The sequence below is a fragment of the Cytobacillus sp. EB106-05-05-XG126 genome (assembly GCF_058791715.1).
On record NZ_JBYTDU010000005.1, the window covers coordinates 126161 to 146908 of the forward strand.

At 44.3% G+C, this 20748-nt stretch carries 20 protein-coding genes; 4 read left to right on the forward strand and 16 right to left on the reverse strand.

Features of this window, described 5'->3' with window-relative positions:
* Nucleotides 1–75: 75 nt before the first annotated feature.
* From trxB to AC3WTL_RS16585, 8 genes are all read right to left on the reverse strand, one after another.
* Complete coding sequence (gene trxB, locus AC3WTL_RS16550; protein WP_248349534.1) at nucleotides 76–1026, reverse strand: thioredoxin-disulfide reductase; 951 nt, start codon at nucleotides 1024–1026, stop codon at nucleotides 76–78.
* 127 nt (nucleotides 1027–1153) lie between these two features.
* Nucleotides 1154–2653 carry a tetratricopeptide repeat protein gene (locus tag AC3WTL_RS16555; protein ID WP_226618505.1) on the reverse strand — a complete coding sequence of 500 codons (1500 nt, stop codon included), beginning with the start codon at nucleotides 2651–2653 and terminating at the stop codon, nucleotides 1154–1156.
* A 459-nt stretch (nucleotides 2654–3112) separates the two neighbouring features.
* The gene (locus AC3WTL_RS16560) at nucleotides 3113–4576 is read right to left on the reverse strand and encodes an alanine/glycine:cation symporter family protein (protein WP_492369754.1); all 1464 of its coding nucleotides are present in this window, start codon (nucleotides 4574–4576) and stop codon (nucleotides 3113–3115) included.
* 144 nt (nucleotides 4577–4720) lie between these two features.
* Nucleotides 4721–6223, reverse strand: coding sequence for an aldehyde dehydrogenase family protein (locus AC3WTL_RS16565; protein WP_248349536.1), 1503 nt, complete (start codon nucleotides 6221–6223; stop codon nucleotides 4721–4723).
* Nucleotides 6224–6243: 20 nt separating this feature from the next.
* A complete protein-coding gene (dapA, locus tag AC3WTL_RS16570; RefSeq protein WP_248349537.1) occupies nucleotides 6244–7137 on the reverse strand; it encodes a 4-hydroxy-tetrahydrodipicolinate synthase in 894 nt (297 codons plus the stop codon).
* A 31-nt stretch (nucleotides 7138–7168) separates the two neighbouring features.
* Entirely contained in the window at nucleotides 7169–8122 is a 954-nt protein-coding gene (locus AC3WTL_RS16575; RefSeq protein ID WP_248349538.1) for a proline racemase family protein, read from the reverse strand.
* Nucleotides 8119–9156, reverse strand: coding sequence for a proline racemase family protein (locus AC3WTL_RS16580; protein WP_248349539.1), 1038 nt, complete (start codon nucleotides 9154–9156; stop codon nucleotides 8119–8121). The genes AC3WTL_RS16575 and AC3WTL_RS16580 overlap by 4 nt, the downstream gene beginning before the upstream one ends.
* Entirely contained in the window at nucleotides 9156–10331 is a 1176-nt protein-coding gene (locus tag AC3WTL_RS16585) for an NAD(P)/FAD-dependent oxidoreductase (RefSeq protein ID WP_248349540.1), read from the reverse strand. Before AC3WTL_RS16585 ends, AC3WTL_RS16580 begins: the two co-directional genes overlap by 1 nt.
* A 211-nt stretch (nucleotides 10332–10542) precedes the next feature.
* On the opposite strand from AC3WTL_RS16585, the gene AC3WTL_RS16590 reads away from it, so the two are divergent.
* From AC3WTL_RS16590 to AC3WTL_RS16605, 4 genes are all read left to right on the forward strand, one after another.
* On the forward strand, nucleotides 10543–12153 hold the full coding sequence (locus AC3WTL_RS16590) for a sigma 54-interacting transcriptional regulator (RefSeq protein WP_248349541.1): 1611 nt from the start codon (nucleotides 10543–10545) through the stop codon (nucleotides 12151–12153).
* A gap of 76 nt (nucleotides 12154–12229) precedes the next feature.
* Nucleotides 12230–12505, forward strand: coding sequence for a (2Fe-2S)-binding protein (locus tag AC3WTL_RS16595; RefSeq protein ID WP_048008402.1), 276 nt, complete (start codon nucleotides 12230–12232; stop codon nucleotides 12503–12505).
* Nucleotides 12498–12830: a (2Fe-2S)-binding protein gene (locus tag AC3WTL_RS16600; RefSeq protein ID WP_048008401.1), complete on the forward strand. Its 333-nt coding sequence runs from the start codon at nucleotides 12498–12500 to the stop codon at nucleotides 12828–12830. The genes AC3WTL_RS16595 and AC3WTL_RS16600 overlap by 8 nt, the downstream gene beginning before the upstream one ends.
* On the forward strand, nucleotides 12827–14065 hold the full coding sequence (locus tag AC3WTL_RS16605) for an FAD-dependent oxidoreductase (protein WP_248349542.1): 1239 nt from the start codon (nucleotides 12827–12829) through the stop codon (nucleotides 14063–14065). Before AC3WTL_RS16600 ends, AC3WTL_RS16605 begins: the two co-directional genes overlap by 4 nt.
* Before the next feature lie 47 nt (nucleotides 14066–14112).
* On the opposite strand, the gene hisIE is transcribed toward AC3WTL_RS16605, so the two are convergent.
* Genes hisIE through AC3WTL_RS16645 form a run of 8 tightly spaced genes read right to left on the reverse strand, consistent with a single transcriptional unit; the run spans nucleotide 14113 to nucleotide 20593 of the window.
* Complete coding sequence (gene hisIE / locus AC3WTL_RS16610; RefSeq protein ID WP_248349543.1) at nucleotides 14113–14754, reverse strand: bifunctional phosphoribosyl-AMP cyclohydrolase/phosphoribosyl-ATP diphosphatase HisIE; 642 nt, start codon at nucleotides 14752–14754, stop codon at nucleotides 14113–14115.
* On the reverse strand, nucleotides 14751–15509 hold the full coding sequence (gene hisF, locus AC3WTL_RS16615; protein ID WP_222498992.1) for an imidazole glycerol phosphate synthase subunit HisF: 759 nt from the start codon (nucleotides 15507–15509) through the stop codon (nucleotides 14751–14753). The genes hisIE and hisF overlap by 4 nt, the downstream gene beginning before the upstream one ends.
* A complete protein-coding gene (gene hisA / locus AC3WTL_RS16620) occupies nucleotides 15509–16240 on the reverse strand; it encodes a 1-(5-phosphoribosyl)-5-[(5-phosphoribosylamino)methylideneamino]imidazole-4-carboxamide isomerase (RefSeq protein ID WP_222498990.1) in 732 nt (243 codons plus the stop codon). The genes hisF and hisA overlap by 1 nt, the downstream gene beginning before the upstream one ends.
* Nucleotides 16237–16875, reverse strand: a complete 639-nt coding sequence (gene hisH, locus AC3WTL_RS16625; RefSeq protein ID WP_248349544.1) for an imidazole glycerol phosphate synthase subunit HisH — start codon at nucleotides 16873–16875, stop codon at nucleotides 16237–16239. Before hisH ends, hisA begins: the two co-directional genes overlap by 4 nt.
* Nucleotides 16876–17463 (reverse strand): imidazoleglycerol-phosphate dehydratase HisB, encoded by a 588-nt coding sequence (gene hisB / locus AC3WTL_RS16630; RefSeq protein WP_252219811.1) that lies wholly within the window; start codon nucleotides 17461–17463, stop codon nucleotides 16876–16878.
* 15 nt (nucleotides 17464–17478) lie between these two features.
* Nucleotides 17479–18750, reverse strand: coding sequence for a histidinol dehydrogenase (gene hisD, locus AC3WTL_RS16635; RefSeq protein WP_252219815.1), 1272 nt, complete (start codon nucleotides 18748–18750; stop codon nucleotides 17479–17481).
* A 17-nt stretch (nucleotides 18751–18767) separates the two neighbouring features.
* Complete coding sequence (hisG, locus tag AC3WTL_RS16640; RefSeq protein WP_035329276.1) at nucleotides 18768–19412, reverse strand: ATP phosphoribosyltransferase; 645 nt, start codon at nucleotides 19410–19412, stop codon at nucleotides 18768–18770.
* A complete protein-coding gene (locus tag AC3WTL_RS16645) occupies nucleotides 19409–20593 on the reverse strand; it encodes an ATP phosphoribosyltransferase regulatory subunit (protein ID WP_163142462.1) in 1185 nt (394 codons plus the stop codon). The genes hisG and AC3WTL_RS16645 overlap by 4 nt, the downstream gene beginning before the upstream one ends.
* Nucleotides 20594–20748 lie beyond the last annotated feature (155 nt).

Genomic DNA, 20748 nt, shown 5'->3' on the forward strand with positions numbered 1-20748 from the left:
ATCAAGGTTACAGGAGAATTAAAACCGCATGACTTTTTGTAAAACTTTTCAACCAGTGGCTATTTTTTCTAAAAATTATCTCTTCTCTTTCAGGCTTTCCATTAATTCTTCCACATAGTGCTGGGCGCTTTGGGCAGCGATGCTTCCATCACCTGTAGCTGTAACGATTTGGCGAAGAGATTTTTCGCGGATATCTCCTGCTGCAAAAATGCCTTCCACCTTTGTTTCCATTCTTTCGTTTGTTTCGATATAGCCATTGCTGTTCGTGATGCCAAGGCTTTCAAATGGCTTGGAAAGCGGAACCATGCCGATATAGATGAATACACCATCTGCCTTGAATTCTCTTTCTTCGCCGGTTTCAGCAGAAACAAGTGTTACGCTTCCCACTTTTCCGTCCTTATCGTTAACTTCCTTCACTGTCGTGTTCCAGATGAAGTCAATTTTGTCATTGTCGAACGCACGCTGCTGCAGGATCGCCTGCGCACGAAGCTGGTCCCGTCTATGAACGATAGTCACTTTAGAGGCGAAACGCGTCAAATATACGCCTTCCTCAACAGCAGAGTCACCGCCGCCGACAACCACAAGCTCTTTGCCTTTAAAGAATGCTCCATCACAGACTGCACAATAGGATACGCCGCGTCCGCCAAGCGCTTTCTCACCAGGAATACCAAGCTTTTTGTACTCGGCACCAGTAGAAATAATGACTGAGCGTGTTTTATATTGTTTCGATCCGGCAACAACCGTTTTGTATTCTTCGCCGTCAATGATTTCTTTAATATCTCCATACGCATATTCAGCGCCAAACTTCTTCGCATGATCGAACATTTTCGTGGATAAATCCGGCCCTAAAATATGGCCAAAACCAGGATAGTTTTCCACTTCTTCTGTATTGGCCATTTGTCCGCCCGGAACACCGCGTTCGATCATTAGAGTAGATAAATTTGCACGAGATGTATATACAGCAGCAGTCATCCCTGCCGGTCCTGCGCCAGCGATAATGACATCATAAATTTTTTCTTCAGTCACAGCGATTCACTCCTTCAGTAATCAGAAATCCAGTAATTAATCAAACACTTTATAAGTACGCATATTATAGTATGACCTTCTTACTGTTATCCTATAAAATTGGCACGTGTTCCGTCCAAATATCTGCTCACTGAAGGCGGTCATTCACCGATTTTACATATTTGCCCATCGTCGAAGCGGAAATGCCGTATCTTCCTGCAATCTTTGACTGGGAAACCTTTTCGTTCCGAAGCTTATGCCAGACATACTCAATGGCTGCAGCCCAGGCATTTTTGTTTTTAATATTTTGCCGGTTATTTGTCAATTCTGCAAAAATAGTAAACCACATTAAATACAGTCCGGCTTCCACCGTGCCGATCGGGTGGAAGTTTTCATAAAACAGCTGGGCTGTTTCGTGCGCAGCCTGAACCTGGGCAGGCGCTTCCTGCTCAGTTTTAACGAAAGAAAGGTACTCCTTCTCAACAGCTGAAAACTTATTGTTTTGTAAAATAGCTTCAGAGGTGAGAATTTCATCTCTTCTGCTGGATACGGATGTTAGGAAGAGGCCGAATAACCGCTCTTCAATATAGTCGCTTTCCAGCTTTTTCAATATGGAAGAGTAATGGTCTTCAAAGCCGCTGCTGGTTACTTTTTCATCATTCCAGGGCTCGAAGCCTTCTTTTTCCGGATTAATTTCAATTGCCTTCTTCCATGCTGATTTCGCCAGCTCTTCACGCCCTGTGAAATAGGCGGAATAGGATAGCCAGTAATAAAATGGTCCATCCCCTTCAAAGCCCTTCTTCTGAAGCTTGCGAAGCCATGCAAAGGAAGCCTCATACTCGCCGGTCAGAGCGAAAGTCGCACCCAGTTTGAACTGATGTTCAACCGAAAGCGGCTTAATCTTTTTCAGAGCCTCTTTTAACAAGCGCACCTGCCGGAAATCCCGCTCGTAAAAAGCAAAGACCAGCTTGTTGCAAAGCGCATGAAGATTACCCGGATTTTCTTCCAGTACCTTCTCTAAAATATCTGACGCCTTTTGCACTTCTCCCAGGTAAAAATACGCCAGGGCCAAATTATTGTATGCGGACCAATACTCAGGATACTCATCAATAACAGAGTTCAGAATCTCAACCGCTTTTGGAAAATGGCCGGACTCCAGTAATTCCCGTGCATGTTCCTGCTTCGTAATCAAATCATCCTGCTCGTACAGCTCGTCATCCAGATCATCCGCTTCAAGCGTAAGAAGCTCCAGCAGATCCTCTGTATCTTCCGTAAACTCTCCATCCTGATCTAAATCCAGATACGTATTGGCATGTGTATAAGCATCTTTAAAAAGGCCCATATGAGCATAGTTGTTGGCAAGGAAATAATGGCATTCCGACATATCCTCATCAAGTTCTTCCAATATCATATGAAGCAGCTGATTCGACTCCTGATACTCACCCATTTCTGAATGAACAATCGCAAGCTGGCAGACAATCATCGGTTCACCCGGCTCAAGCTGCATAGCCCGCATTAAATATTTCTTCGCTTTATGAAAATCCCTGCGGTGGTACGCCTTAATCCCTTTGGAAAAATAGTACTCACCATTCGGGATAAATGACAGTAACTTTCCCTTTTGGTGTCTAGCTTTAGAGTCTTTACTCATGAAATCCTCCATAAATGTTAGTAACTAAAGTAGTATATCACACGAACAAGCCTATGGAGAAGGGAAGAAATGACAATACTATTTTTATGCGGGATTTTTTATTGGAAATCTTATCACAGTTATGTTTTAAAGGGTTATTGCGTTGATTTAGCCGGGATGGTGTTTAATTCGGAGATTAAGCGGCAGTTTGGCTGAGGGAATCTATTAATCGTCTGGATATAATGAGGAGACCTCTTTTGATATTTTATAGAAGCATAAGATGTCAGCTTTCTTGAAAATTATTTTATGTATCATCTTTAGTAAGTGAGGATTGGGAATCCAGCTGCTGAAATAAACATGGTGACAGCCTGGAGGACTGACTTTTCCCAACTTGGGCTCCAGCAGTCAGCAGTGAGGCTGCCACCATGTGCAATAAGAATTTAAAATGGAATGTGTTCTCTGTTTCCGGCTGTATTTCTTTTATATTGCCTTCTTGCCTTTTGAATTCCTTTCTTTCGCTTTCTCCTCCCAGAAATCTGCACCTTTAATGCCAAGTTTAACAGGATCGAAGACTGGTTCAATGCCTGCTTTCTTCTGTTCTTCATAATCTTTAAATACTTTTAAGGCAGTTTTAGTCAGGAATAGAATAGCGACTAAGTTAAGCCAGGCCATGCTTCCGAAGCCAAAGTCTCCAAGCGCCCATAATAGGGATGCATTTTCGACACTTCCCAAGTAGATCATTCCTAAGAAAACAATCATCAAGCCTGCTTTAAGCCCTTTTAGCCTTCTCTTTCTGCCAAGGTAAACAAGGGTTGTTTCAGAAATATAGTAGTAAGCCATCAGAGTTGTAAAGGCAAAGAAGAAGATAGCAATTGCAACAAACAAACCGCCAAATCCAGGGATAACGCTCTCAACGGCCGCCTGTGTCCACATTGGTCCAGCTTCTACACCCTGAATATTTTCAACAATCGGCTGCTTTCCTTCTGGTGTAACGCTGTACATGCCGGTAATTAAAATCATAAGTGCAGTAGCTGTACAAACAATGATGGTATCAATATAAACAGAGAACGCTTGAACAAGACCTTGTTTTGCCGGATGGGATACGTCTGCTGCGGCTGAACTATAAGTTCCTTCCCCTACACCAGCAACGTTAGAGAATACGGCTCTCTTAACGCCCCATGCAATCGCTGCACCGATAATACCGCCGAACATTTCGTTTGCACCAAATGCACTCGAAATAATCAGCCAAAGCATTGCTGGGATTTCTGCTGCATTTGCAAATAAAAGAACGAAGGTGATAACCACATATCCTAAGGCCATAAAAGGGACAACTTTTTCCGCAACATTGGCAATTCGCTTAACGCCGCCAAAAATAATGATGCCAAGTAATACAACAAGAATGATTCCAGTGATGCTTTTATTGAGACCAATGGTATTTTCAAATCCAACAGCAATTGTATTGGCCTGAATACCTGGAACTAAAATTCCGTAGCAGAGGGTAACAACAATCGCCACAAACACTGCGAACCATTTCATATTTAAACCTTTTTCAATAAAATAAGGAGTTCCGCCCCGGTATTGATTACCATCTTTTACTTTATAGATTTGAGCAAGAGTGGATTCAATAAAGGCACTTGCTCCTCCTAATAAAGCCATGATCCACATCCAGAAAACCGCTCCCGGACCGCCAAAGGCAATTGCAGTAGCAACCCCGGCGATATTTCCAATACCGACACGGCCGGCTAAAGCCATTGAAAACGCCTGGAAAGAGGACACACCGGATTCTGGGTCACCTTTTTCTAAAAGAAGTTTAATCATTTCCTTAAAATATCTAAATTGCACAAAGCGTGTCATAATGGAAAAAAACAATCCAGCTCCAAGCGCGAAAGCTACCAATCCAAGACTCCAAACCATCCCCGACGCTTTATTCACTAATTCTTCCATCTTATCCCACCTTTTTATACTTTAAGTAGATAGTTCCATCTCTTTCAATCTGTAATATTAGTAATATTCAGATAAATACAGGCAGAATGGGACAAAACGCTGTCCCACTCCCATCAATCCGTGCACAGTTTGTCCCATTGGTCCTTATAAAAACTCATCATGCTTGATGTTAACAAATACACTTTTCACTTCCGTATAGTTTTGCAGGCCATACTCTCCACCCATCTCGCGGCCGATTCCTGATTGTTTGTAGCCGCCGAAAGGCATTGTTTCCCATTCAAGTCCAAAATCATTAATCCAGACTGTACCTGATTGCAGCTTGCTTGCAATGTAATGCCCCTTTTTCATACTTTCTGTCCAGACACTTGCAGCTAAACCATAGTCACTATCGTTCGCCCGTTTAATGACCTCATCAATCGTATCGAAAACGAAAATGGACATGACTGGACCAAATATTTCTTCACGTGCAATAACCATATGATCTTGTACATCTGCAAAAATGGTTGGCTGTACAAAATATCCTTTTTCAAATCCTTTATTCCCGCCTGTCACGAGTCGCGCCCCTTCTTCCTTCCCTTGTTCTATATAATTAAGAACAGTTCGATGCTGTTTCGCTGACACAAGCGGGCCCATTTCCGTTTCAGGGTTCATTCCATTCCCCAGCTTCATTGCTTCCGCCCGTTCTGCTAAGGCTTTTACTACATGATCATATATGTTTCTCTGGACAAATACACGTGTACAGGCACTGCAGTTTTGCCCATGATTGTACATCGTTCCGTTAAATACCCCTTCAATTGCTTCCTCAAGATTAGCATCTTCTAAAACAATGGCTGGCGATTTTCCGCCAAGCTCCAGCGTAACACCTTTAATTTGATCTGCAGCTTTTTTCATTACTTCTTTTCCGACAGCCGTTGATCCTGTGAATGCTATCTTATCTACATCTTTATGTGCAGTAATCGCTTCTCCCGCAATCCTGCCCGTTCCCGGCACAATATTCACAACACCATCCGGGAACCCTGCTTCTTTGAATAGCTTGCCTGCGTAGAGAAGAGATAATGGTGTCTCAGTTGCCGGTTTTATTACAACCGTACATCCGACTGCAAGTGCAGCTCCGAGCTTCCAGGCAGCCATGGCGAGCGGGAAGTTCCATGGAATAATTTGACCTACAACCCCAACCGGTTCGTGTACCGTATAGGTTACATAATTCTTTGAAACCTGAGTTGTCTTGCCAAATATTTTTGTGGCCCAGCCTGCGTAATATCTAAAATGCCGGATTGTTCCGTCAACATCATCTGCCAAAGCGACCCTGCAGGGCTTTCCATTATCCAATGATTCCAGTTGAGCGAGTTCTTCCCGATTTTCTTCCAAGAGATCCGCAAATTTATAGATTAGATGAGATCGTTCAGCGGCATCCATCTTTGTCCATTCGCCTTCATCAAATGCTTTCCTTGCAGCAGCTACCGCAGCGTTAATATCCTCCTCTTGCGCTTCACTTACTTCTGTAATGACCTCTTCGTTTGCAGGATTAACGACGGGAAAGGTTTTACCACTAAGCGCCGGTACATAGTTACCGTTAATGTATAATCCTTTCACACCTTCCAGGAATTCTTGAACTTTTGGTTTCAGATTGTAATTTGTCGCTTGCATGTTCTCACTCCTTCACTATTTTAGTTTTTTACTGTCTCTAAACTTGCAAGCAGGTCTTTTAGCTTTTGATCTTCCTCCGGTGATAGACCTAAACGAGGGTACCGCGCTGGCCCGCCAGCCTGGCCAGTCAATTCCATGGCTCTCTTCACAATTTGCACATACTTTCCAGATCCTTCAAGGAACGCGCACAGTGGTAAAATACGATCATTGATGGACCAAGCTTCTTCAAACTCACCTTTTTGGAAGTGGTTATACATATCTGTAACCAGCTTCGGCACGATATTTCCTGCAACAGAAATCCACCCAGTTGCTCCAACTAAGTAGGACTCCATTACAAGCTCTTCAGCACCGCAGAATACTTCAAAATCTCCTTTTCCTTTTCTTGCAAGATCTCTTACCTTGCCAATTTCACCGCTTGATTCCTTAATGTGTGTCACATTTTCACAATCCTTGCCAATCTGAAGCATTAAATCTGCGCTCATATTAACGCCAGAAGTAAATGGGTTGTTATAAAGCATGATTGGAAGATTGACACTGCTGGATACCTCTTTGAAATGATGGTAAATTTCATTTTCCTTTGGCTTCATGTAAAAAGGGTTAATGATTAAAGCAGCATCAGCTCCATGTACTTGAGCTTGCTTTGTATACTCAATTGTTTCCCTTGTTGTTTCCGCAGCAGTACCCACGATAACAGGGATGCGGCCGCCGGCTTCCTTCATAACCGTTTCTACCATCTGGTATTTTTCTTCTCTTGACAGACTGACAAATTCACCAGTACTCCCATTGATGACGATACCTGCCACACCTTGATCGACAAAGTAATTGACATTATTCTTTACTCCGCCCCAATCAATTTCCTGCTCCTGTGTCATTGGTGTAATTAATACTGGATAAGCTCCTCTAATTGCATTCATTTTAATTTTCCTCCCTATTTTTAATAGTTTCTTATTTTAATAAAAACCCTGCGAATAATGGATCTGCCGGGTCTAATACATATGTCTGCATACCCGTAATAAATCCGCGGGCTGAAAACCTAAACTCGTAACCTGCTTCAAATTGAGCTGAAAGCTCGGCTGTCAATTTGCCATTGAAAATGCTTTCATTTTCAATTGGGCTATCAGGAGGTATATCCCCATTTTCTATTAAATAGCTGCAACAGGCAGCTAGAGTTCCAAATCCTGGAGAACGCACAATATAACAATCCGGACGGAAGGTTACCGTTTTGATTTTGCCTTCATTTTTTTGCGAATGATCCATCAAGATCACTCTGCTGAAGGCATGTTTGCCTTCTAAGGCTTCAATCGCCTTCTGCCCCCATTGATTTATGACTGGAAGGTCCTCCATCTCAATCTCAAAAGGCAGCTCTGCTTTATCAAAAATCGCATAAAGATGATCGGCTTGGACTAGAGATACTTCTGTCTGTAAATCTAAATAAGACACTGGCACATTGTTTTGCACAACCTGGCATGGCTTGTTTTTTAATTTAACTAATTTCACTTCATCATCTTTCATCGTTGCAGTGACACCAATAACACCGCTGATTGTTTCAAGTATGTATTCACCTGAAGACTTGGCCTTTAGTTGGCCACACTCTAATAATGCGGTTATGACAGCAGCGATTCCGCCATATTGCAGCGGAACGGTTCCGTTATGGTCGAAAAAAATAACAGCTGCATCAGCTTCGCTTTTAAAAGGCGGAACGACCAGACAACCCATTAGTCCAGCAAATCCGCGGGGCTCATTTAAAAGAAAATTAATTTCCTCCTCATAGGCAAGCGAAAATTGCTCATTCAGCTCCTGTATACTTGTATAATGAATAAGTGGGCCATCCTTAATAATTCGATATGCCTCACCTGCTACGTGTACATCAGTTGCTGTGTAAGACTTTTGAATTTTCATTTCACATCCTCCATTTCATGTTCCATTGGGGGAATAAGTAAAAAGCCCTCTTTAAGCGGGTCTTCCTCGTTATAAAAGAACCGGTGCATTCCCATTAGCCAGGCTGAACCTGTGATTCTTGTAATAACAGCCTCTACACCCTGAACATCTGCTATTTCAAGTATTTCTCCGCGGAATAAAGAGCCAACTATACTCTCATGTACAAATTCTTCTTTGATCCCTATCTCCTTTTTGGAATAGAGGACAGATAATTTAGCCGAAGTGCCTGTACCGCATGGGGAACGATCAATCCCGCCTGGAGGCACAACAACCGTATTTTTCACATCTGCTTCTTCATGGGTTGGCTCAGTGAAAAACTCAATATGGGTCAGGCTGCGAATAAATGGATATTGCGGATGAACGACATCCATTTTTTCGTTAATTGTATTTCTAATTTTGATAGCCTTTTCTATGATTTTTGACGCATTCTCCGGTGTCAGTTCTAATCCAACAGATTGGGCATCAATGATTCCATAGAAGTTTCCTCCATAAGCAATATCTGCCTCAACAATTCCAATTCCCTCAACATCGACAGAGACACTCTTTAGCAGGAAGGCCGGAACATTGCAGAAGGAAACCTCTTTTGCTTTTCCGTTCTCTACCTTAATCTCTGCCTTAACAAGGCCGGCTGGAGTATCCAGTTTTATCGAAGTAACTGGTTCTTGAACAGGTATTAACCCCGCTTCAACTAATGCTGTACAAACACCGATTGTGTCATGTCCGCACATTGGCAAATATCCGCCGGTTTCGATATATATAACACCGATATCTGCTTCCGGATGACATGGATCTGTCAAAAGTACTCCTGACATGACGTCATGTCCTCTTGGTTCATTCATCAGGAGCTTGCGGATCCAGTCATATTCCTTTTGCATATGAAGCATTTTTTCGGACATTGTCGCTCCTTTTAGCTCTGGGAGTCCACTAATCAATGTCCTTGTCGGGTTTCCGCCCGTGTGCGTATCAATGGTCGTAAAAACTCGATTTGCTTTCATCAGGTACTCACCCTTTCCTTAAATCGAGAAAATCTCAGCGGTTCAATCGGGATGCAAGTCTCCTTTTCATTAAGCATTTCCTCTATTACTTTTCCAGTAACAGCTGCAAGGCTAATTCCGTCTCCCTCATGACCGGCTGCAATATAATAGTTTGGAATTCCCTCTACTTCTGACACAATTGGCAAGTGATCCTCCGTCCAGGGCCGCAAACCGGCATAGGAACGTATGACCATCATGTCAGCCATTTTTGGATAAAACCGAATGGCCCGATTGGCAATGCATTTAATAATTTCATTGTTGATCTTTGTATTAAATCCAACAAATTCCCGGCTGCTTCCAATCAGGAAGTTTTGACTTTCAGTTGGTTCAAAAACAAGGGCTACTCCGTATTTTTCAGTAATCGGATCAACCTGACGCCTGCCGCCAAATTTTGATATTAAGTAGCCAAATTCCATCACTTTTCTCGGTCCTACAAATTCCTGGCGTGATGCGACAATGATGTGGCCTTTTCTTGGTTTAATTGGAATAGACAAGTCCAGCATCTCTCCGATATATGGAGCCCATACACCTGCAGCATTAATGACATAGTTCGCGGTGAAAGTGCCATTAGATGTTTCAACGGTAAATGTACCGTCCGGCTCCCTTCTCATTCCAGTAACCTCAGTTTGTTTATGGGCCTTAGCTCCCATCTCCTTTGCCCCCTCAAGAAGGTTAAAGGCAAGAAGGTATGGATTAACGGTTGAATCTGTTGCACATTCTAACCCGCCTAATAAATCATCAGCAAAATACTTTGAATCCTGGCGAATGTCCTGTCTGTCCAGCATCCTGAACGGCAAGCCGGCCTTCTTTTGCCGGGCAACCCACTTTTGTGCGGCTTCCATTTCTTCTTCTGTCTCACAGACAAGGATGCTTCCAGGAGCACGATATTCAAAAGGCTGCTTCAATTCTCTGCTTAATTCATCTACTAACTTCTGACTGACAAGTGACATTTGACTATCAAAGCCAGGATCTTTATCGATAGCTAAAATATTTCCGTCACAGCGGGATGACGTGCCACTGACAAATTCACCTTTTTCAATAACTGTTACATTTCTTCCAGATTTAGAAGTAAAATAGGCAATTGCACAGCCTATGATTCCCCCGCCTATAACCAGAACGTCACAATGATTTCTCACAAAACCAACTTCCCTTCGTCTTGTTACATCATTTTATTATGCAAATAACATGCCAACTTTTTATAACCTTATCAGAAATAAGAACCTTCTAATAATTATCCTTCTAGGGCAAACAGAGATTTTTTTGTTTCTTAATTGTCAAAAAATTTGATAAAATAGTGTATAAAATATTAAACAGTGTATAAAAAAATTTACATACCAGGAGGCTGTCATGTTTGAATTACCTTCAGTCAAAGAAATAATTGAAAAGAATTTCATCTGTCTTAACACAAACAATGAAAGTGCCTTAGTCAGTGTTTATTTAGATGATACGTTTTCTTCATTAGCTGATGCCTGCAGGCGTCATGCAGCCGTTGCCGTTGTAAATTCAAGCGGTCAAGAACTAGGCTGCATCACAAATGAACAAATCATTGATTTTTTGCATGATTCCTACAACCAATTAAAGGCTTTCTATGAAGCTGTCATCCATACATCGGACGCTTCAGTCACAGTGATTGATGCTGATGAACGTGTCCGCACATGGACAGAGGGAGCCGAAAAAATCTTCTCTGTAAAAAAAGATGAGATTGTTGGCAAGCCAATAATAGAATTCTTTGAACATCAGAATCTGCAAATTCTGGAATCCTTGTACAAAGGAAAAAGAATCCGGGGAAAGCATCACCAGCCAAGATCTGATCTTTTTGTTCTAATAAATTCAAACCCCGTTCACTTTAATGGACGAATTATCGGGGCTGTTGTATCGGAAACTGATGTGACAAGCCAGGTGGTTCTTAATGAGAAATTATTTAATATGTCGACTGAGGTTCACCGTTTAGAACAGGAGATGGCGAAATACAGGCCTTCAGATCCCTTTAGATACATTAAAGGGAAAAGCGCGGTGATGGAAAAGACTGTAGAAATGGCGAAAAAGGTGTGCTCTGTCCGGTCAACTGTATTGATTTTAGGAGAGAGCGGAGTCGGCAAGGAGGTCTTTGCCAAATCCATTCATGAGGCAACTGAAGGACCTGAAGCACCATTTATATCAATTAATTGCGGTGCTATTCCAGCTTCATTATTTGAAAGCGAATTATTTGGCTATGAACGCGGGGCCTTTTCGGGTGCAGATCATAGAGGAAAAAAAGGAAAAATTGAGCTTGCCAGAGGGGGAACTCTTTTCCTGGATGAAATTGGCGAAATGCCTTTGGAAATGCAGGTCAAGATGCTTCGTGTGCTTCAAGAAAGAAAATATTACAAGGTTGGCGGTGAAAAAGAGATTGAAGCAAATTTCCGGGTAATTGCTGCAACCAATAGGGATTTAAAAGAATTAATAAACGAAGGCCTATTTCGGGAGGATTTATATTATCGGCTAAATGTTGTCAGTTTAAAAATCCCTCCTTTAAAAGAACGCTGTGAGGATATCGTTGAACTCATTCATTACTTTTTAAATGATTTTTCACTGCGGTATCAGCGGCCGATCCATCATTTTTCCCAGGAAGTTATGCAGGAAATGCTTCAATATGATTGGCCAGGCAATGTTCGGGAACTGCGTAATGTGGTTGAACGTCTGGTTGTCTTTGCAACAGATGGAGTCATTCGAAAAGAATATTTGCCATTCCACTCAGCAATGAGCTATCCAGATGCATCTGATATGGATCTTCAGGAAAACAGCATAGAAATAAAAACGGGCATTGTGCCGCTTCAGGAAGAAATGGATCGGCATGAAAAGCAAGTGCTCGAAAAAGCATTGGCATTAACCGGCGGCAACAAATTAGAATGTTCGAAAAAACTGGGAATCACCCGAGCGACTCTCTACAATCGTCTCAAACGTCTTGGATTAAGCTGATTTAATATCCAGACTTCAAAGTTGGTACGATTTTTGCATTGTATTTTTGCATATACCTGAAGAGGAGGATTTCCAAATGAGTAACAAAGAGGCACTTGTGATCTGCCGCTGTGAAGAGGTTACCTATGGGCAGGTTTTCGCAACTGCAAAAGAACATCAGTGTACATCCAGGGAATTGAAGCTTAGAACAAGAGCTGGAATGGGATTTTGTGGAGGACGCACTTGCAGGGTCATGGTCGATCGGATTATTGAAAGTATCGTCCCTAATACAGGCGAAGGTGAAATTCCCTTAAAATATCAGCCTCCAATTCGCCCTGTAACTTTTGGAACGGCAGGTGATAATAATGGCTAGAATTATAGATCATCCGGTTTTAGGCAAATTAGATGATAGAAAAAAGATTCCATTCACATTTGATGGAAAAGAATATGAAGCATATGAAACTGAAACAATCGCTGCAGCTCTGCTGGCAAACGGTGTGAGAACACTGCGAGTTCATGAGGAGAGCGGAACACCAAGAGGGTTTTATTGCAATATCGGCCACTGTATGGAATGCCGTGTCTATGTTAATGGGCAGGCCAATATAAGAGCCTGTTTAACGGCTGTGAAGGAAAATATGGCTGTTGAAAGAGGAAAACATCATCCTAATATAGTTAAAAGGATGGTGGAGAACCAATGATAGATGTAATCGTAATTGGAGCTGGGCCAGCAGGTTTAGCTGGTGCCATAGCCTGTGCTGAGTATGGCTTGAAAGTAACCGTCATTGATGAATTTGTCAGGCCAGGCGGCAGATTAATCGGCCAATTGCACCAGGAACCGTCCGGAGAATGGTGGAATGGAATAAAAGAATCAACTCGTCTGCATAACGAAGCACAGAAACTATCAGTAGATATCCGCTGCGGCGTTTCTGTATATAACCTTGAAAAAGATAAGGATTGCTGGAATGTTCATACGAATACAGGAACACTGATAGCTCCTTATGTGCTGGTGGCAACTGGTGCTGCTGAGTTCCCAATTCCTGTGCCAGGCTGGACTCTTCCAGGTGTTATGTCCATCGGAGCTGCACAGGTCATGACGAATGTTCATCGGGTCGAGGTTGGCAAAAAAGGGATCATCATTGGTGCAAACATTCTGGCATTTGCCATTTTAAACGAGCTCCAATTAGCCGGAATCAATGTGGAACATATTGTGCTGCCAGAAAAGAGTCCGCTTAGCCAAAATGCCGGGAAACCAGAGGAAGTCCTGAAGTCACTCCTAAATGCAGCACATCTTGCCCCGTCACCAATCTTGCGTTTCGGCAGCCGCTTTATGAAAAATAGAGGATTCCGCAAGTTAGGAATGAAATTTTACCCTAAAAGCGGCGTTAAGGTGAATGGAACCCCATTGCAGCTTAGAAAAGCATCACTGGAAATTCTTGGGAAGGATCATGTGGAAGGCGTCCTCACTGCGGATATTGATGCGAATGGAAACGTGATCAAAGGTACGGAAAAAATATACGAAGCAGATTTCGTGTGTATCGCAGGCGGCTTGTATCCGTTAGCAGAGCTTACAGCAGTTGCCGGCTGCCCATTCCAATACGTACCAGAACTTGGGGGACATGTTCCACTTCATTCTGAAAAAATGGAAACTCCGCTCGAAGGATTATTTGTTGCCGGGAATATCACTGGCATTGAAAGCGGAAAAATCGCTATGGCCCAGGGAACAACAGCAGGGATTTCGATTGCTAAATATGCTGGAAAAGGCAGCACTGACATCACCCAGAAGCTTGAACAGGCACTGAGAAACGTTCATACAGTCCGTCAAAACGCTGCCATCCAATTCAACCCTGAAATTGCAAACGGCCGGAGGAAAGTCTATGAACTTTGGGACGATCTTTATGGGAAAGAACAGGATTCTTTACAGGAGATAGGATGAAATGATAATCATCCAAAAGCAAATTTTCATAAAAAAAACCGCCCTCCCTATTCGGAGGCCGGTTCTTTCTTTTCATGCCGTTTATTAAGCACTTTCAAGACTTCGCTAAAAGGCAGTTCCTGCTCCCGCAGCAGCACCATCAAATGATAAATCAGGTCTGCAGCTTCCCATTTCAGTTCGTCCTTATCACGATTTTTCGCAGCGATGATAACTTCTGCGGATTCTTCGCCGACCTTCTTCAGGATTTTATCTACGCCTTTTTCAAAAAGATAGGTTGTGTAGGCTCCTTCCGGTCGTGTCTTTTCGCGTTCTTCAATGACTTTTTCAAGTGTATTAAGGATTTCGTAGTCAGATAAACCGCCTGACTCTTCCCCATATACTCTTTCCTCAAAGCAGCTGACTGTTCCCTTGTGGCAGGCAGGTCCCGCTGGTTCAGCCAATACCACAATGGCATCCTGGTCACAGTCAATCTTCATTTCTACAATTCTCTGCGTGTTTCCGCTTGTTGCCCCTTTGTGCCAGAGCTCATTGCGGGAACGGCTGAAAAACCAGGTCTCCCCTGTTTCCGCTGATTTTAAAAGGGATTCCCGATTCATATAAGCTAATGTTAATACCTCTTTTGTGTTCGCATCTTGCACAACGGCAGGGATCAGTCCCTTTTCGTCAAACTTTACACCATCGATATTCATCGGACTACCACCCCTTTTTCCTTAATAAAAGCTTTCACTTCTGCCACAGATGTTTCTTTATAGTGAAAAATAGATGCTGCCAACGCGGCATCCGCTTTCCCATCAATAAATGCTTCTGCAAAGTGATCGGCGTTTCCTGCCCCGCCAGAAGCAATAACCGGAATCGAAACGGCCTCGCTTACTGCTTTTGTCAGCTTAATGTCGAAGCCCTTTTTCTCACCGTCTGAGTCCATGCTTGTCAGTAAAATTTCTCCGGCACCGCGCTCTGCCGCTTCACGGGCCCAGGAGATAACCTCCAGATCAGTCGGCGTGCGTCCGCCATGTGTGTACACCCGCCAGGAACCGAGCTGTTCATCGTATTTAGCATCAATCGCCACAACGATGCACTGTGATCCGAAAAAATTTGCCCCTTCTGTAATTAAGTCAGGATTGTTTACGGCAGCTGTATTAAGAGAAACCTTATCAGCCCCCGCCCGTAAAATTCGCTTCATATCTTCAAGCGCGTTTATCCCTCCGCCGACTGTAAAGGGAATGGCCAGCTCCGACGCAACAGCCTTCACAACTTCAACCATTGTTTTCCGGCCTTCATGAGAAGCGGAGATATCAAGGAAAACCAGCTCGTCAGCTCCCTGCCCATCATAAAATCGGGCAAGCTCAACCGGATCACCGGCATCACGCAGCTGCACAAATTGCACCCCTTTTACCACACGGCCGTCCTTTACATCCAGACAGGGAACAATGCGTTTCGTCAGCATTATGCCTTCACCTCTTTCAAAGCTTCCGCAACGGTAAACCGGCCTTCATATATTGCCTTTCCAACGATGGCCCCGGCAACACCTTCAGATGTGTATTCCTGAAGTTCCGCCAAATCAGCCAGCTGGCTGACCCCGCCGGATGCAATTACACTTTTGCCAGTTTCCCGCGCAAGCAGGCGAACGGCTTCAACGTTAGGTCCAGAAAGCATTCCATCTGTTGCGATATCTGTAAAAATAAATGTTTCCGCACCGGCGTCGGCGAATCGCTTACCCAAGTCAACTGCCTTTACTTCAGATGTCTCCAGCCAGCCGTGAGTGGCCACATAGCCATTTTTCGCATCAAGTCCTACCGCTATGGCTTTGCCATATTTGCGGATCATGTCAATAGCAAACTCCGGATTGGAGACGGCGATGCTTCCAATGATTACGCGTGTTACACCGTTATCAAGGTAATGAAGGATGTCTTCTTCTGTACGGATTCCCCCGCCGATCTGGACAGAGGCCCCAAGTTCGCGGGCAGCCTGGATGACATACTGATCATTAACCCGCTTCCCATCCTTTGCCCCGTCAAGATCGACCATATGAATCCAGTCTGCTCCTTCATCAGCAAACTTTTTGGCCATATCAAACGGAGAGTCTCCATACACCGTTTCCTTATCATAATCCCCCTGCAGGAGCCGGACGCACTTGCCGCCTCTCATATCGATTGCCGGATAGATGGTAAAACTCATTTCACAGACATCCTTTCTTCAACCAGCTCGGTAAAATTGCGTAAAAGCGCCATGCCGAGCGAACTGCTTTTTTCAGGGTGGAACTGCATGCCGAACACATTGCCCCTGCCGACCACTGCCGGCACTTCTACATCATACAAACTCCTGCTGATAACTACCTTTTTATCATCTGTATCTACAAAATAAGAGTGGACGAAATAGACATAATCTTCATCAAGCCCTTTTAAAATCGGCGAACCCTGCAGGAATTCAAGACGGTTCCAGCCCATATGCGGAACTTTGTACGTTTCACCTTCTGCTGTTGCACCGGGAAACCGCCTCACATGGCCAGGCAGAAGCTGCAATCCTTCTGTCAGTCCATTCTCTTCACTGCTTTCAAATAAAAGCTGCATGCCAAGGCAAATGCCAAGGAGCGGCTTGCCTGTATCAGCAAACTCCTTAACCAAATCTGCCAGGCCAGTAGAATTTAAGATATTCATTGCATCCTTGAAAGAACCGACACCCGGCAAAATCAGGGCATCCGCTCTCAGAAGCTCGTCTTTATTTTCAGAAAGGAAATAAGCAACCTCCAGCCGTTCAAGTGCTTTACTGACACTGAACAAATTCCCCATCCCGTAATCGATGATGCCGATCATTTACAACAGCCCTTTCGTTGAGGGAACTCCCTTAATCCGCGGATCAATCGTCGATGCTTCATCCAGCGCACGAGCTAGCGCTTTGAAAATCGCCTCAATGATGTGGTGTGTATTCTGTCCATAGTGAACAATGACATGCAGGTTCATTCTCGCTTCAAGCGCGAGTTTCCAGAGAAATTCATGCACTAGCTCTGTATCAAATGTCCCCACCTTTTGGCTTGGGAACTCGGCACGCATCTCAAGGTGAGGGCGGTTACTGAGGTCAACTACCACTTGAGCCAGTGCTTCGTCCATTGGAACAAAAGCATTCCCATAGCGCTTGATGCCATTTTTATCTCCTAAAGCATCCTTCAGCACCTGGCCTAAGCAGATGCCAATGTCCTCTGTAGTATGGTGATCATCCACATCGGTGTCGCCATTTGCAACGATATTCAAGTCAAATTGTCCGTGCTTGGCAAACAGGTCCAGCATATGTGTCATAAAAGGCACGCCTGTTTCCAGATCGCTTTTGCCTTCTCCGTCTATATTTAAGGATAGAGTGATATTCGTTTCATTGGTTCTACGTGAAATTTCAGCAGTTCTGGCCATGATTATTCCTCCAGCTTATTTTCTTAGTCTTGTTTCAATGGATCTGGCATGGGCTTCAAGGCCTTCCAGACGCGCAAAGGCCGCAATTTTCTCGGCGTTATCTTTTAATGCTTTTTCGCTGTATAAAAGAATGCTTGATTTCTTTTGAAAATCCTCCACATTAAGCGGGCTTGAAAAACGGGCTGTCCCGTTTGTCGGCAGGACGTGGTTTGGACCGGCAAAATAATCGCCAACCGGTTCAGGGCTGAATCTTCCGAGGAAGATCGCTCCCGCGTGACGAATCCGTCCAAGAAGCTCCATCGGATTTTCTGTTAAAATCTCCAGATGTTCAGGAGCCAGGCTGTTCACTGTTTCAACAGCTTCATCCATGCTTTCCGTCACATAAATAGCTCCGTAATTCCTGATGGACCCAGCGGCAATTTCCTGGCGGGGCAGCTCGGCAAGCTGGCGTTCCACTTCTGCTGACACCGCTTCTGCCAAAGCAGAAGATGGTGTCACGAGCACAGCGCACGCCATAGGATCATGCTCAGCCTGTGATAGCAGATCGGCCGCCGCATCATCTGGCTGTGCCGTTTCATCTGCAAGAATCGCAATTTCACTCGGACCTGCGATCATATCTATATCAACATCCCCAAAAACTTCGCGTTTTGCGAGGGCAACGTAGATGTTCCCCGGACCTGTGATCTTGTCGACAGGCCGGATCGATTCGGTTCCATATGCCAATGCAGCAATCGCCTGGGCTCCGCCGACTTTATAGATTTCTTCCGCACCGGCGATGTGTGCTGCTGCCAGAACGGCCGGAGGCAGCTTTCCAGTCTTTTTATCAGGAGGAGAAGTAATCACGATTCTCTTGACCCCCGCAACCTTTGCCGGAATCACATTCATGAGTACGGATGACGGGTATGCCGCCGTTCCGCCCGGAACATACAGGCCAACTGAATCAAGCGGTGTAATCTTTTGGCCAAGGACTGTGCCGTTCTCTTCTGTTGTCATCCAGGAAGGACGAAGCTGTTTTTCATGAAAAGACCGGATATTTTCGGCAGCTTCTTTAATGATCTCAAGGATTTTCCCATCCACTTGACTCAACGCTTCTCCTATTTCAGCCTGTGGTACCTTTAATTCATCCAGAGAGATGCCATCAAATTTTTCTGTGTACTCTTTTAAAGCTTGATCGCCGTTTTGGCGGACTGTTTCAATAATATTTTTTACAATCGCCCGCTGTTCTTCTGTTCCGTTATCAACAGACCGTTTAATTGAAATCTGGTCATCAATTTTTAAAATTTTCATAGGGGTTCTACATCCTTTTAAGAGCTTATTTCTTCTCCTGAAATAACTTCTGTCAGCCGGCCAACCAGCTCGCTGATTCGTTCATCCTTAATGCGGTAGCTGACTGGATTGACGATCAATCTTGAGGTGATTCCGACAATGGTTTCGTATTCAACGAGCCCGTTTTCTTTCAGTGTCCGGCCGGTTGATACAATATCCACGATCCGGTCCGCCAGCCCGATCATCGGGGCCAGTTCTATGGAGCCGTTCAATTTAATGATCTCCACCTGCTCCCCCTGTTCACGGAAATACGCTGCCGCAATCTGCGGATACTTTGTAGCAATTTTAGGAGCCACATCATTCAGCCTGGTGTTTGGCAGTCCCGCAACAGCGAGATAACAGGCACTAATTTTCAAATCAAGAAGCTCGTAGACATCCCGCTCTTCTTCAAGCATTACGTCCTTTCCGGCAATCCCAAGGTCTGCTACACCATGCTCCACATACGTTGGCACATCCATCGGCTTTGCCAGGATAAAGCGGAAATTCTCTTCCGGCACATCGATTATCAATTTACGTGAATCATCAAATTCCGGCGGCAATTGAAAGCCTGCACGGCGGAGCAATTCAGCTGCTTCTTCAAAAATGCGGCCCTTTGGCATCGCAATCGTTAAAACATCACTCATTTTATGCTCTCCTTTCCAGCTTTTCCGACTAAAAAGGTAATGTCCTCGTACTGGCTGGTGCAGGCATCTATGTCCTTAACACCGCTAATATCCTGCAGGACCACTTTCTTTCCGGCAGAACGTTCTTCCTTCGCAAAATCGAATGCCTCTTTGCGGCGTTCCGGACTGTATAAAATGCAGTAAACAGGTTCAGCCTCATTGCTGTCTTCCAGCGCTTCAAGCAGGCGGTCCAATCTGATGGCAAAGCCGGTTGCTCCCGTATCTTTTCCGAACTTTTGAAGCAGCAGATCGTAGCGGCCGCCATTTCCGATCGGGAAACCAACATTTCCTGCATATACTTCAAATAGAATGCCCGTATAGTAGCTCATATGGCTGACAAGCGTTAAATCAAATTTAACTGTGCCTTCCTGGCCGTAGTCCCGCATAATGCTCCAAAGCTGTTCAAGCTCAGCCAATGCCTTTTTTCCTGTGCCGTTTTCCAGAAGGCCATAGGCAATCTCAATGACTTCTTCACCGCCCCTTAATTTAAGGAAATCCAGAAGCCTTTGTTTATCAATGGACGAAAGTGCCAGACTCTTTACATGTTCCCTGTATCCTACATAATTTTTCTCATATAAAAATCTTGTCAAGTTTTCCACTCGTTCTTCCGTTCCTAAAATCTGCTGGAAGAAGTCACGGACAAAGCCGATGTGGCCTGCTGAAAGCTGAAAGTTCCGAAGCCCTGCTTCTTTTAGAGCAGAGATCATGAGCGCCATTCCTTCGCCATCCGCACTGATCGTATGATCCCCAATGCATTCAACACCGATTTGCTCAAACTCAGCCGGCCTGCCTCCCTCCCGCTGCTGTGCGCGGTATACATTGGCCGAATACGCAAGCCTGATCGGCAGCTCGTCTTTTAAGAGACGGGATGCTGCCACCCTTGCAATCGGCGCTGTCATATCCGGCCGGAGAACCAGGGTATGGCCCTGCTGATCAAGCAGCTTGAACAGCTGCTGATCCAATATCGCTGAAGCCGCCCCTACTGTTTCGTAGTATTCAAGTGCAGGCGTTTCGATAAACTGATAGCCCCAGCGTTTCATTTCCTCCTGGATGGATGTACGGACTGCAGCTTTTCTTTCGTATAGATCAGGTAATGTATCTCTCATGCCTAACGGCTTTTCAAACATAAATAATCGGCTCAAACCATTCACCTCTATGACTTAAAAATTCCGAATCCTTTAGTTCGCTAATATGGTAGTAGATTGAAGTTATATGTAGTTTAACGCGCATTCACCACGCCGTCAACCAAAAGAGACTGAAAAAATAAAAAAAGACTCCTTTTTTAAAAAGGAGCTTA

Coding starts and splice junctions, on each gene's coding strand:
- AC3WTL_RS16555 (WP_226618505.1), bottom strand. CDS start 2,653: ATGAGTAAAGACTCTAAAGCTAGACACCAAAAGGGAAAGTTACTGTCA.
- AC3WTL_RS16560 (WP_492369754.1), bottom strand. CDS start 4,576: ATGGAAGAATTAGTGAATAAAGCGTCGGGGATGGTTTGGAGTCTTGGA.
- AC3WTL_RS16565 (WP_248349536.1), bottom strand. CDS start 6,223: ATGCAAGCGACAAATTACAATCTGAAACCAAAAGTTCAAGAATTCCTG.
- dapA (WP_248349537.1), bottom strand. CDS start 7,137: ATGAATGCAATTAGAGGAGCTTATCCAGTATTAATTACACCAATGACA.
- AC3WTL_RS16575 (WP_248349538.1), bottom strand. CDS start 8,122: ATGAAAATTCAAAAGTCTTACACAGCAACTGATGTACACGTAGCAGGT.
- AC3WTL_RS16580 (WP_248349539.1), bottom strand. CDS start 9,156: ATGAAAGCAAATCGAGTTTTTACGACCATTGATACGCACACGGGCGGA.
- AC3WTL_RS16590 (WP_248349541.1), top strand. CDS start 10,543: ATGTTTGAATTACCTTCAGTCAAAGAAATAATTGAAAAGAATTTCATC.
- AC3WTL_RS16595 (WP_048008402.1), top strand. CDS start 12,230: ATGAGTAACAAAGAGGCACTTGTGATCTGCCGCTGTGAAGAGGTTACC.
- AC3WTL_RS16600 (WP_048008401.1), top strand. CDS start 12,498: ATGGCTAGAATTATAGATCATCCGGTTTTAGGCAAATTAGATGATAGA.
- AC3WTL_RS16605 (WP_248349542.1), top strand. CDS start 12,827: ATGATAGATGTAATCGTAATTGGAGCTGGGCCAGCAGGTTTAGCTGGT.
- hisIE (WP_248349543.1), bottom strand. CDS start 14,754: ATGAATATCGATGGTGTAAAGTTTGACGAAAAGGGACTGATCCCTGCC.
- hisF (WP_222498992.1), bottom strand. CDS start 15,509: ATGCTGACGAAACGCATTGTTCCCTGTCTGGATGTAAAGGACGGCCGT.
- hisA (WP_222498990.1), bottom strand. CDS start 16,240: ATGAGTTTTACCATCTATCCGGCAATCGATATGAGAGGCGGCAAGTGC.
- hisH (WP_248349544.1), bottom strand. CDS start 16,875: ATGATCGGCATCATCGATTACGGGATGGGGAATTTGTTCAGTGTCAGT.
- hisB (WP_252219811.1), bottom strand. CDS start 17,463: ATGGCCAGAACTGCTGAAATTTCACGTAGAACCAATGAAACGAATATC.
- hisD (WP_252219815.1), bottom strand. CDS start 18,750: ATGAAAATTTTAAAAATTGATGACCAGATTTCAATTAAACGGTCTGTT.
- hisG (WP_035329276.1), bottom strand. CDS start 19,412: ATGAGTGATGTTTTAACGATTGCGATGCCAAAGGGCCGCATTTTTGAA.